Here is a 12,538-nt window from a genome sequence, read left to right on the forward strand (position 1 = left end):
TGAGTTAGGAGAAAAGTATGAGATTAGTTGCATCGCAAACCTTACAAGAAGGCGCTGAATTAGCAAGACCGATTTTTAATGAAAAAGGAAAAGTCTTAATCCAAAAAGATGTCACGCTAACTAGTCCGTTGATTAAACGACTCCAAGAACGAGGTGTCACTTATGTATATATTAAAGATGAACTAACCGATGATATACATATTAACTCACCGCTTCCTGAAGAAATGCGTTTAGAAGCAATCCAGTTAGTCAAACAATCTTTCACTACTTTTCAAAATAATGGTTTTGAGAAAAGTGCATTTTTATTAGATAAAACAAGCAAAAATATGACCAATATGGTAGATTCAATGATTGGTCAAGTGACAGGGAACGATGAAATTCTAACGGTAATGTCGGACATCTTAATAGCAGATGATTATGTATTTGCACATTCCATTAATGTAACACTCTATGCTATCGCTTTGGCGACGGAATTGAAATTACCAGCTAAGCAAATTCGTCAGTTAGGTTTAGGCGCGATGTTACATGATGTTGGCAAAATGTTTATACCTGATGAAATTTTAAATAAGACTGGAAAATTGACTGATGCAGAATTCGACATCATGAAATCTCATACCGAAAAAGGATTCAACTTTCTTAGGCAGTCAACCTCATTTCCTTTATTAATCGCACATTGTGCTTATCAACATCACGAACGATTAGATGGTTCAGGCTATCCAAGAGGAATTAGTCTAGAAGAGATTCATCCATTCGGTAAAATACTGGCAATAGCAGACGTCTTTGATGCGGTAACAAGTAATCGTGTCTATCGAGATGCGATGCTTCCTCAAGAAGGACTGGAAGTGTTATATGCAGGAAGTGGTAAATTATTTGATCGAGAATTAGTTCGAACGTTTAAAAATGCCATTGCCATTTATCCTAATGGTGCAACAATCCGTTTAAGTGATAATCGTATTGCTATCGTTGTTAAACAAAATAATCAACTACATGAACGACCGATTGTACGTGTCATTAAAGAAAATGAGCAAGATGTACAGCCATACGACATTGACTTGTCTAAACAATTCGATCTTACTGTTACTAGCTATCAGATCTAACATACTTCAGTATTGCAATTGAAAATGTGGTTCTCACGTATGATTAAATTAATTTTAGAATAATAAGACTACCCCCTTGTTTATAAGCATAAGCTTAAGCAGGGGGGATTTTTGTGTGGAAACAAAAGCGTATGAAACGTTATCGAAAAACACCTTCCATTCGTGATTTATTTTTTATATCGGGTATTTTATTTGTTATCCTCACGATCATTAGCCTTGTTATAGTTAATCGAGGAATAAAACCTGTTCTAATGGATATTGCGGAAACCAAAAATAAACAATATGCCAATATGGCGATGGGCATCGCCGTAAATAAAAAATTAAATGAAGATTTAGAACTGGAGAATTTAATTGATTTTCAATATGATAATACTGGGCGTGTAGTTAGTTATAAGATAAATGCAGCAATGGAAAATCGGGTGCAGCGGAATATTCAGTACAGAGTAGAAAATTTTCTGCATCAATTGGAAAAGGGGGTTGTACCTGATACTAGTGCTCCTCTAGACGTTGATATTGAAGCAGAAGAGAAAACAAATGTAGAAACAGTGAAAGAAAAATCAAACTTAATTGAAATTCCATTTGGTCAAGTTTTGAACCTCCCGTTATTAGCAAATTTAGGACCAAAAGTCCCTGTTAATTTACAATTAATCGGCTATGTGAGTACAGAAGTTGAAACAAAAGTAACTGGAGTGAAAATAAATAGTGTGCATATTGAACCGGTTGTACACATAGAAGTAGAACTTCGAACAATTATTCCATTTGGAACCAAAACCGCGTATGTGAAACAAGAGATACCAATTGGAAGTGGTGGTTACAGTGGTGATGTACCACAATATTATAATAATAATGGCACAGGTGATGCATTAGAACCAAATTTGTCCATTCCGTTAGACCCCTTGCAATAGCCATAGTAACTTGATAAACTGTTGAAGAAAAAGAATAACTAACCTTATCGGATCGATGAGATAGAGGCGCAGGATAAAAAGAGTATACTATTGGAGTTGACTGCGAAGATAATAGTAGAAAGGATTATCATGCCGAAGTAAAGGGAAAGCATTGGTCAGTGTTACTTTACTGGGATATCTTTGAATAAAAGGTATACTGTCATGTCTTTTACGTGATGAGCTGTTGATCGAATCAAAGGTAAACCAACAAATGTTCATTTCTTAGAGATGATAGAAACAGTAATAGGTTCGTACTATTGCTGTTTTTTTAGTGTGCCTAAAACTATCCATATTGGAAGTATTCTTTTGTAATAAGGTAATAGCTATTAAAGAAGTGGATTGCCATCAGAGATAGCTATAGCTAATATAGGAGGAAAGAAAGTGGAAGGAACGGTTTATTCATTACTACCAGCTCTTATCATGCTAGTCCTCGTGTTGTTAACGAGAAAGATATTTCTATCTCTAGGAGCTGGGATCTTTGTCGGTGCATTGCTATTGCACAATTTTCACCTTATAGACAGTCTAAAAGAGATTGTAATGGTTTTTTGGAATATTTTTTACCTAAGTGAAGAAGGCTGGAATTTGGGTAATTTGTATTTGTTAGGTTTTTTATTGTTACTTGGAATCACAACGGCATTCCTGTCAGCTTCAGGAGGAAGTAAAGCATTTGGTGATTGGGCGATTCGCCAAGTAAAAACGAGAAGAGGGGCACAACTTATCCCATCCTTTTTAGGAATTATTATTTTTATTGATGACTATTTTAATAGCTTAGCAGTTGGTCAGGTAGCACGTCCAGTAACCGATCGTTTTAAGGTATCCCGTGCCAAGTTAGCATACATTATTGATTCAACGTCAGCTCCAATTACGGTAATTACCCCTATTTCCAGTTGGGGAGCGTATATTATTGGAACGTTAGGTTCTATTTTTGCCACCGCAGAAGTGACAGCTTATCAACCATTAGAGGCATTTGTTAGAATGATCCCACTAAATTTTTATGCATTTGCTGCTATTTTGATGGTATTTCTTGTTGCTTATTTCAACCTAAATATTGGACTAATGCGGAAACATGAAGAAAGGGCAATTGCTACAGGAGAATTATTTGATCAAGAAAAAGGAAATATAGCAGGTGACGCAGAAACTAGTCTAACTGCTCATACAAATGGTAGAATACATCATTTACTTGTACCAATCGGTAGTTTGATCCTCGTTACAGTCTCTGCGATGTTAGTAACTGGTTATCGGGCTACGAATGGACAAGCGACGATTTTAACCATGTTTGAAAATACCAATGTCAACTTGTCCTTGTTTGTGGGTGGTTTAGCAGCGGTAATGGTTGCATTCATTTTCTTTGTGCCGTTATCTTTCCCAAAAGTTTCTGTGAGCAAGATTATCAAAGAGGGAATTCAGGCCATGCTTCCTGCTATTTACATTTTAATACTAGCATGGATGATTGGTGCTATTATAAATGCAATTGGAACGGGCGATTATTTAGCTGAATTGATTGAACAAGTAGCATTTAATACTAATTATTTGGCGTTTCTGTTATTTATGATTTCAGGGATAATGGCTTTAGCAACAGGTACATCTTGGGGCACATTTGGCATGATGCTACCAATTGCCGCTCAAATTGCATTGGTCTATGATGTTACTTTGGTATTACCTGCCATGGCTGCGGTACTAGCTGGTTCTGTATTTGGCGATCACTGCTCACCAATCTCAGATACTTCGATTTTATCGTCAACAGGAGCAGGTGCGAACCATATTGACCACGTATTAACCCAATTGCCTTATGCGCTTTTAAGTGCGCTTGCTACAGGTTTAGGTTATTTTGTTTATGGCTTTTTAGGAAGCGTTATGTTGTCTCTATGTGTTACAATTGTGTGTGTTGTCTTGATTGCTACTATTACGTATAAGATTATAAAATAAATCCTGAAAGAGCTGCTCGATTGATGGGCAGCTCTTCTTAAATTATTTAGGAAAAAATAGACATAAATATTCCTTTGACATGCAGGGGGATACGCCTTATAATCAATAAATATCAGAAAAAAATAAAAATTGTAACCATTTAGTTTTAAAGTTAACAAACTATCCTGCGTTTAGAATAGTTTGAATATTTTAAAAATAGATGTGGATGTAATTGAAGGGAGTAGTTATTATGGATAATCGTTCGCAATGGGGATCACGTTTAGGGTTCTTACTAGCGGCAATGGGATCAGCTATTGGATTGGGCAATATTTGGCGATTTCCAGCAACAGCTTATGAAAATGGTGGAGGTGCATTTTTCCTACCCTATTTATTTGCTTTGTTAACAGCAGGAATTCCACTATTAATTATGGAGTATACCATAGGCCATAAATATCGTAGTTCAGCACCACGATCTTTTAAACGAATTAGTAAAGGGATGGAATGGATTGGTTGGTGGCAAGTTATCATCTCATTCGTAATTTCCACTTACTATCCAATCATTATCGCTTGGGCAGTTATGTATGCGTATTTCTCTTTTGGTCAAAGTTGGGGAGATGATGCAACAAGCTTCTTTGTAGGTGATTTCTTACAGGTTGCAGATGCAGGAACGTTTGGCGCAATTGTACCTAGTGTACTGTTTCCATTATTAGGGTTATGGGCTGTTGTTTTTATTATTTTAGGACTAGGCGTTAAAAAAGGAATTGAGGTAGCGAATAAGATCTTTATTCCATTACTGGCTATTATATTTATTATTATTGTTATTCGAGCAGTAACGTTACCAGGTGCGGTAGAAGGATTAAATGCCTTCTTTGCACCAGATTGGTCACAAATCAAAGATGGTTCTGTCTGGGTAGCAGCTTATGGACAAATTTTCTTTAGTTTATCGATTGCTTTTGCGATTATGATCACTTATTCATCGTATTTGCCGAAAAAATCGGATATTACCAATAACGCATTTATTACTGGGTTAGCAAACTCTTCATTTGAGTTGCTTGCAGGAATTGGTGTTTTTGCTGCATTAGGATTCATGGCTTCACAAACTGATCAGGCCGTAGCAGATGTTGTTCAAGGCGGTGTAGGATTAGCCTTTATGGTTTTCCCTGAGATTATTAGTGAGATGCCTGCATCAGGATTATTCGGATTTTTATTCTTTGCTTCCTTAGTATTAGCTGGATTATCTTCAATGATATCTATATCTGAGACTTATATTGCAGGAATTCAAGAGAAATTCAATGTTTCACGTCGTGTTTCCGTTACGATTGGTGGAGGACTCGCTGCTATTGTGTCTTTATTCTATGCTAATCAAGGCGGTTTAAACTTACTCGACACTGTGGATTACTTTATTAATAATTATGGTGTTGCACTAGCTGGATTATTTGAAGTAGTAGCTATTGCATGGTTTGCTCGTTCGCTGAAAGATTTACAAAACTATGCGAATGATGTATCAGATATCCGATTAGGTAGCTGGTGGAGATTATGCTTAGGTATTATTACTCCAGTTGTATTAGGATTTATGATGCTACAAAACTTGCTTGGCGATCTGAAAGATAACTATGGTGGTTACCCAATTGATTTCTTATTTAGCTTTGGCTGGATAGTAGCTATTAGTGCGATGTTCTTAGGAGCAATATTAACCATTAAAAAATGGCCAAATGAAACAAAAAGTCAGTAAAGAAAGGTGTGCTTACTATGACAGGATCTGCGATTGCAATGTTTGTTGTCGGAGCAGTCATCATATGGGGTGGATTAGCAACAAGTATTACTTATGCAATTGTTAAAGCTTCAAAAAAATAAGCGAAACTGTTTAATAACTTAACTAAACCGGATGATGATGTGGAATCATATTATCATCCGGTTTTCATTTTTTATGAATTGTCTAATTCCGTGCTTGCTTTTCCCATCTTTTTAAATGCGAATATGGATCGAATGCCCATTCACTGTATCCGTTATCTTTATACATACCATAATGTAAATGTGGTGGGAATTTACCGGATGTACCTGGTGGGCCGTATCCCGAAGCACCAACAGAACCAATTACATCCCCTGGTTTTACAATGTCTCCAACCTTTAATCCATCTTTAAATCCGTTTAAGTGAGCAAAATAATGGTAGGTATTGTAAATGTCCCGAATACCAATGCGCCAGCCACCAAAACGATTCCAACCGACAATCTCTACAACACCATAACGGGTGGCTTTAACGGGGGTTCCATAATTAGCAAAAATATCGGTTCCTTCATGGATACGTCTACCGCCAAATCCCCTAGCATCCCCCCATGTACTTCGGTAACTATAGTTATGTTGTAAAGGAATCGGGAAATCATTATCATCTAGTTCAATGGTGCCAAATGTTTTATATATTTTTGCTATTTCCTCAATGGTTTGCACGTTTATAGCTCGTTGATAAAAGTTCCATAATGCAATTTTTATATCTTGTTCAGATGTACCCCATTGCAATATCCAGTGTGCCATGGTAGCTAATGTGTCTTCATCATTTGCCGGATCAGCTTTGCCATCGCCATTTCCATCTTGTCCAATCCCATTGTATAGTTGAATAAATGTCGCATCTTTTATTTGATCAAGATTACCTAACCCATACCATTGTTCATTTGGAAATTCGATAGCTATCAAGTTGTCATTCGATGCCTCTTTTTTTATGTTTTTTTCATATTGATTGATTGCAGCTAAGTAATACCAAGGAATAAAAGTTAGTGCTTCTGTTTTTTTAAACATTGCCATTTTTTCTATCTCATCATTTGCCTCTTTTTCTTCTGCTATTACCTGGGAAATAAAAAAAGGACATAAAAAACAAATGATAATTAATGTTTTTTTAACCACGCAATCACCTCCTCGTACCAAATTCCTACGAATTAGTGTGTACAATGAATGGGAAATGATAGATGTTAAAATCAACCACTATCTTAGTTTTTCCAGTTTTTTTACTGATATAATAGGCTATTTTACATGTGGTATGTTAGAATAATATTAACGATTTGGTATGGCAAAGGAGTAGAAAAATGATGGTTGAAATTCAAGGACAGGCATATGAAGTTATTGAAGATAAAAAATCTGGGTTTGATATAAAAGCATTTGAAGAGCGATATAGTGAGATTTTGTCGAAATACGACTTTATTGTAGGTGATTGGGGTTATGAACAGCTGCGGTTAAAAGGGTTTTATGATGATCAAAATCCAAAATCTTCATTTGATACGAAATTCAGTACTGTGGAAGATTATTTGTATGAATATTGTAACTTTGGCTGTGCTTATTTTATTGCAAAACGCATCGATAAATAAATCGATGCGTTTTTTACAATCATTTATAAAATATAACTACCAAAGTAAATCGTTAATAATACAATGTGTATTGTCATAAAGTAAAACAATTTCATCCAAGTATGCCATTCAAATCGTTTTTCTCCTAAATAAGTTGAAAAATAGGCTATCATCCCAAATATTGTTGTAAATACGTAATTACTAAATGGAAATGTTAAAAAGGACGGTGCACTATTCATGACAGTCTCAGTAAAGAAAGTATCTATTGTTAAATAACAGCTAACCGCATAAATGGCTATACCCAAGTAATAAATCCATTTTGGATCCGTATCAATGAAGCGTCTTCGAATCACATAGATTAGTCCTATTAAACAAAAGGTAATTAGGTACCACTTAATTCCTAAAATAAATGTAAGAAATGAGAACGAAATCATCCCGAATGCTTTTCCACTTGCAAAAAGAAAGTCGTCCCTAGAGATTTTATTTCCTTGCTCAATCCAATTGTTTTTGCTGGAAGAGACCAGGACTGTGTTTTTATCTGCACTCTGATCAATCCAAGCAATAATTTGGTCACTAATCCATTGTGGTTTGCTTGACAGCTTAGATGTGTTACTTCGTCGAGTCACGTCCCAAGTATTGTTCGTATAAGTTGCCTCATAAATATTAAAGGAAGTCGTATCTCGATACTTTGTCTCACTGTAACCCAAAGCACTGAACAAAGTAGTTATGTTTCCATTTTGATAATTGAGTGTGAAGTCACTTATATCTGTAAGCATTGTTTGTGCATATGGATCAGGAAAGGTAACTTGTTGAATTGAGCTATTCATTGTTTCTAAATCTATTTGTAATAAGAATAGCTCTTGTTGATTCTTACTTTTGTGACTTTTCCCTGCCACTAAATAAAGTAAATTTACTTTTTGTTTGTTACTTGTTACAGCTGCTTATTTTATCTTTTTCATACTGGAAATTTCTATTTCTTGAGAAAATAAAGTTTCCCCTTGATCAGAGTTGATTTTTACCATAATAGGGTTAGCTTCATTATTAATTGTGAGGAGCCTGGGTTTATCTTCATCTGAAATAATTTTCCATTTTATTCGATCATTTTCTAATTCAAATATGGTTTTCTCTTCCGTACTTTCTCCCTCAAATTGTTTAATTTGCCTGTCTTGTTGATAAAACAATTGCTCATTTAATGTGTAAAAACTATCTATATCTTTTACTACAACCGAACCTGATGCATCAAACATTTTATCCTTGTTTATGTAATAGAGTTTATTATTGATGTTTATAAAATTGTTCCATTTATTAAAAGGAATATTAGAAAAACTTTTATTATCTTTCGGGGCTAAAGAATTGATATCATAAGATTTTTTTATAAATTCTGTATTATCACCGTATTGATAAATTGAAAAAGAATTGGTGCTATCTTTCTCTATTAAAGGGTATTTATTTCCATAGCTTTCCCCAACTTTGATCCCTCGACTCCAACCTCCAGCTGGTGGTTCTGTTACTTCATTTATTGAATCCCAGAATATAATCCCCACTCCAATGAGTAAAAAACAAATAGGGATAATCCAATATAGTCTTTTAACTAACAAGCACCGCTCACTCCTTATTTACTAAAATGTTTTTAAAATCAAAAAATTCTAAAATTTAATCGATGATTTATTGTAACATTTTTTGTATTTTTATGTATTATTTTTTTGTTTTAGTAGTGAAATTTAGTGAAAATGTTTAACTAGTATTAATTGTGATAAAAAAAGCTGTCATAGCGCGATTTACTTCACACTATAACAGCAAAAAATTCGTTATGGATATATCAAAAGGGTTGATTTTAAATATCTTTTGCATATGCTTCGCTAGGAATACGGGTAAGAACAACATAGATGCTTGTTGGTTGTGCACCATCGTTTACAAATGCTAACTCTTCATCCCCAGTTACCGATAGGATATCTTGTTCTGTCACTACTGTTGCTTGATTATCAATCGTAAATGTACCTTTTCCAGTAATAACTTGTAAGTAAACAGTACTACCTGGGTGGCGATGAGCTGGTAAAGCTTGACCAGGTAGAAAATTCAACATAAAAGCAGTACTATTCTCCTCTTTAGAAATAATCTTTTTGGAAAATTGTGTGTCACCATACGCAATGAATGTAGCAAGGTTATTTTTTTTCATTTTATTATTCTCCTTTTTTAAAAATTATACCAAGATGTTGTTCACTTAAAGTGAGCTACTTCACAATGGGGAATTTGTATTTATATGATACTTGACAATGATAATCATTTTCAAGTAGTATTTTAACTATAATGTTAATGATTGAGCATAAAAGTATAGGAGAGTTGTGTGATGAAAAAGCAAGAAGTAGGACATACCTTTCTAGCTCGTATTGGTAAAAAAAGACTTCGGCCTGGAGGGAAGAAGGCAACAGATTGGCTCATTGACCAAGCATCATTTTCAGCAGAAACGAAAGTATTAGAGGTTGCTTGTAATATGGGTACGACCATGATTGATTTAGTGAAACGGTATAATTGTCATGTTACTGGTGTAGATTTAGACCGGCATGTTTTAGATAAAGCAAAAGTAAATATAACCGAAGAAAGATTAGATGACAAAATCACGCTTGTTCAAGCAAACGCAATTAAGCTACCTTTTCCTGATGAATCCTTTGATGTCGTTATTAATGAAGCAATGCTTACGATGCTACCTGCGAAGGTTAAAGAAAAAGCAGTTAAAGAATATTTTCGCGTATTAAAAAAAGGAGGTAAATTACTAACACATGATGTGATGTTAGTAAAAGCGGAAGAAGCTGTTGTATCTCAATTACGTGAAGCGATTCATGTGAATGTACAACCCCTTACGCAAGAAGGTTGGCAGGAAACATTTGCACAACAATTTCAACATACAACCATTATTTCTGGTCCAATGATATTACTATCTCCTGTTGGAATGATGAAGGATGAAGGTGTGATTGGAACAATTAAAATAGTAAAAAATGCAATGGAGAGATCAAATCGACAGATGTTTTGGAAAATGTTTCACCTTTTTCGTTCGAAAAAAGATGTATTACATTTTATTGCTGTTTGTAGTGAGAAATCATAAAGTAAAGCGACTATGAGGTGGGAGATATGATTAAAATTGTTATCCTATACGCAAGTATGACAGGAAACACAGAAGAAATAGCTGAAATAATCGGAACTTATCTAGAAAAACAAAATGTAAAGATTGAACGTTATCAAATTGGGTATGACAAGCTTGAATCTACCATACTTGATGATGCTGATGGTATGATGATAGGCACGTATACCGATGGAGATGGAGATATCCCATTTGAAGCAGAAGATTTGTATGATGATTTAGCAGCTTGGAATTTAACTGATAGGCCTGTCGGATTATTTGGCTCTTGTGATTCCTGGTACGATAGCTATGGTGGCGCAATTGATACTTTCGCTAATATAGTAAAGGAATGTGGAGCAAAATTACCTGTTTCAAATTTAAAAATAGAATTATCCCCAGAAGCCGAAGATATAAAAAAATGTCATCAATTTGCAAGTGATTTCATGTATTATGTAAACAAAAAAACGAAGGATATGTAGGATTTTCCTTCGTTTTAATGATAATGCTAGTTATCGTCATCATCTAAGTCTTCTGCATTAACAGCACTATGTGCTAAACGACTTGAGGCAGCGGCTGCAATTGCACCAACGATATCATCTAAAAATGTATGACACTGTCCACTTGATTTATCGTTTAGTTTTGCAAGAATACCTGGCTTTTGTTTGTCAATATAACCGTAGTTGGTAAAACCAATTGAACCGTACACATTTACAATAGAAAAAGCAATAATCTCATCGACACCATATAAGCTTTCATCGACCTCGATGGTTTCCTGTAATGGTGAAGCTAGTTGCTTTTTCTCTGCTAATATATCAAGCTGAATCCCAGTTAAAATCGCATTTTGAACCTCACGCTTGCCTAATACTTTCTCTACATTATAAATACAATCTTCTATTGTTAAATGGTCATGATATCTTTCTTGTAAATAGTGAACAAGGTCAGCGATATCTTCTACTGTCACACCTCGTTCGTGTAACCACTGTCTTGCTTGTTTTTCTAATTCTGAATTAGCCTTCATGGTAATCCCCCTAACTATTTTCCTATCTATATTCTTTACTACTATACCCAGTCTTGTGAAAATCAAACGAGATAATATATGTTCTACTCTGTTTGATAGTTACGTACAGTATACCAACAAAAGGAGTGAATTTTATGTCCGTTATATATCAATACATCGAACATGTTAACGGGAAAGTAGTAAAGATAGATAAGCGGGAAGCTTATGTGTTAGATAACTTTTATTATTTTATTCTGCCAACAGGCGAATCAGAACAAGCTCATTTAGAGCGTGAATGGTTAGCTTCTTACCTGGAACAACAAAATTACTTACGTGTTGCAAAGCCAATAAAAAGTATAAATGGATCTTTCGTTACGCAAGATCAAGATAAATCATATGTATGTCTTCAAGCAATGAAACATCCATATGAAATAAAGAATAGTGAAACGCGTCTAGCTGAGTTCCATCAAGTTGCTATTGGCTATCCTTATATGCCACGATTTATATCGGTTTATGGATCTTGGCAATCTTTATGGGAAGATAAATTGACATTGTTTGAAGCGTATTACCAGAACCAATTAGATATGCGTCCAGTCTCTAGATATCAGCGTTTATTAGTCGACACTTTTCCATATTTGATTGGTCTTACTGAAAATGCGATTCAATACGTACAAGAAATTAACCATGAGACTAGATTTACCGAGATGGATCAAGGCTGTATTACGTTTCAACGCTACACAAATCAATTAGATAAACCTTTTATTTTTTCGAATGAATTTATTTTTGACCATCCAGCCAGGGATATTGCCGAATATATTCGACCACTTCTTTTCCGTAAGGATGGGAAACAGCAAATTGTTGAGATCTTGCAAACTTATGAAAAGACCTCTCCATTATCAGTCTTTGGTTGGGAATTACTATATGCTCGTTTAATTTTACCAATACATTTATTTGATTTTATTGACCGTTCTTCCAATCATTTTGATAAGGAAGAAACATATCTTAATTATCGACAAATGTTAGATAATCAACTATATTATGAAGAACAATTAAGAACATTTTTTAAAGACAATAAAATTGATGTGTTTAAAAACCGAATACATCAATTAGATTGGTGACAGTTTTTTCAGAAATTTTAGGTAATTGC

The 12,538-nt window shown here is 34.7% G+C and carries 14 protein-coding genes and 1 riboswitch; of the genes, 9 read left to right on the forward strand and 5 right to left on the reverse strand.

From position 1 onward, the window contains the following. Window positions 1–17: 17 nt before the first annotated feature. The 5 genes from DES48_RS10170 (at window position 18) to DES48_RS10190 (ending at window position 5,800) form a co-directional block, all read left to right on the forward strand. Complete coding sequence (locus DES48_RS10170; RefSeq protein ID WP_113868939.1) at window positions 18–1,097, forward strand: HD-GYP domain-containing protein; 1,080 nt, start codon at window positions 18–20, stop codon at window positions 1,095–1,097. 113 nt (window positions 1,098–1,210) lie between these two features. Further along, window positions 1,211–2,002 (forward strand): sporulation protein YunB, encoded by a 792-nt coding sequence (gene yunB / locus DES48_RS10175; RefSeq protein WP_079710920.1) that lies wholly within the window; start codon window positions 1,211–1,213, stop codon window positions 2,000–2,002. Between the two features lie 53 nt (window positions 2,003–2,055). After that, window positions 2,056–2,233, forward strand: a riboswitch (Lysine riboswitch). A gap of 189 nt (window positions 2,234–2,422) precedes the next feature. After that, entirely contained in the window at window positions 2,423–3,967 is a 1,545-nt protein-coding gene (locus DES48_RS10180; RefSeq protein ID WP_079710921.1) for a Na+/H+ antiporter NhaC family protein, read from the forward strand. A 229-nt stretch (window positions 3,968–4,196) separates the two neighbouring features. After that, window positions 4,197–5,678 (forward strand): sodium-dependent transporter, encoded by a 1,482-nt coding sequence (locus DES48_RS10185; protein WP_079710922.1) that lies wholly within the window; start codon window positions 4,197–4,199, stop codon window positions 5,676–5,678. A 17-nt stretch (window positions 5,679–5,695) separates the two neighbouring features. Then, window positions 5,696–5,800 (forward strand): MetS family NSS transporter small subunit, encoded by a 105-nt coding sequence (locus DES48_RS10190; protein WP_113868941.1) that lies wholly within the window; start codon window positions 5,696–5,698, stop codon window positions 5,798–5,800. A gap of 82 nt (window positions 5,801–5,882) precedes the next feature. On the opposite strand, the gene DES48_RS10195 is transcribed toward DES48_RS10190, so the two are convergent. After that, on the reverse strand, window positions 5,883–6,842 hold the full coding sequence (locus tag DES48_RS10195) for a M23 family metallopeptidase (protein ID WP_425451883.1): 960 nt from the start codon (window positions 6,840–6,842) through the stop codon (window positions 5,883–5,885). 182 nt (window positions 6,843–7,024) lie between these two features. Here DES48_RS10195 and DES48_RS10200 point away from each other — a divergent pair, with 182 nt between their 5' ends. Next, window positions 7,025–7,300, forward strand: a complete 276-nt coding sequence (locus DES48_RS10200; RefSeq protein ID WP_079711021.1) for a YutD family protein — start codon at window positions 7,025–7,027, stop codon at window positions 7,298–7,300. Window positions 7,301–7,323: 23 nt separating this feature from the next. Here the strand turns inward: DES48_RS10200 and DES48_RS10205 are convergent, their stop codons facing one another. The 3 genes from DES48_RS10205 to DES48_RS10215 form a co-directional block, all read right to left on the reverse strand. Further along, entirely contained in the window at window positions 7,324–8,106 is a 783-nt protein-coding gene (locus tag DES48_RS10205; RefSeq protein WP_147232401.1) for a hypothetical protein, read from the reverse strand. 114 nt (window positions 8,107–8,220) lie between these two features. Further along, a complete protein-coding gene (locus DES48_RS10210) occupies window positions 8,221–8,877 on the reverse strand; it encodes a hypothetical protein (protein WP_113868945.1) in 657 nt (218 codons plus the stop codon). 236 nt (window positions 8,878–9,113) lie between these two features. Then, window positions 9,114–9,455 (reverse strand): cupin domain-containing protein, encoded by a 342-nt coding sequence (locus tag DES48_RS10215; RefSeq protein ID WP_079710924.1) that lies wholly within the window; start codon window positions 9,453–9,455, stop codon window positions 9,114–9,116. Between the two features lie 171 nt (window positions 9,456–9,626). Here DES48_RS10215 and DES48_RS10220 point away from each other — a divergent pair, with 171 nt between their 5' ends. Together DES48_RS10220 and DES48_RS10225 are read left to right on the forward strand one after the other, a co-directional pair. Beyond that, on the forward strand, window positions 9,627–10,379 hold the full coding sequence (locus DES48_RS10220; protein WP_113868947.1) for a class I SAM-dependent methyltransferase: 753 nt from the start codon (window positions 9,627–9,629) through the stop codon (window positions 10,377–10,379). Between the two features lie 26 nt (window positions 10,380–10,405). Further along, a complete protein-coding gene (locus DES48_RS10225; RefSeq protein ID WP_079710926.1) occupies window positions 10,406–10,873 on the forward strand; it encodes a flavodoxin domain-containing protein in 468 nt (155 codons plus the stop codon). Between the two features lie 26 nt (window positions 10,874–10,899). Here the strand turns inward: DES48_RS10225 and DES48_RS10230 are convergent, their stop codons facing one another. Further along, window positions 10,900–11,412, reverse strand: a complete 513-nt coding sequence (locus DES48_RS10230) for a phosphatidylglycerophosphatase A family protein (RefSeq protein ID WP_079710927.1) — start codon at window positions 11,410–11,412, stop codon at window positions 10,900–10,902. A 134-nt stretch (window positions 11,413–11,546) separates the two neighbouring features. Here DES48_RS10230 and DES48_RS10235 point away from each other — a divergent pair, with 134 nt between their 5' ends. Continuing rightward, entirely contained in the window at window positions 11,547–12,509 is a 963-nt protein-coding gene (locus DES48_RS10235; protein WP_113868949.1) for a protein kinase family protein, read from the forward strand. Window positions 12,510–12,538: the final 29 nt, after the last annotated feature.

The organism is Paraliobacillus ryukyuensis (genome assembly GCF_003315295.1).
Lineage (GTDB): Bacteria > Bacillota > Bacilli > Bacillales > Amphibacillaceae > Paraliobacillus > Paraliobacillus ryukyuensis.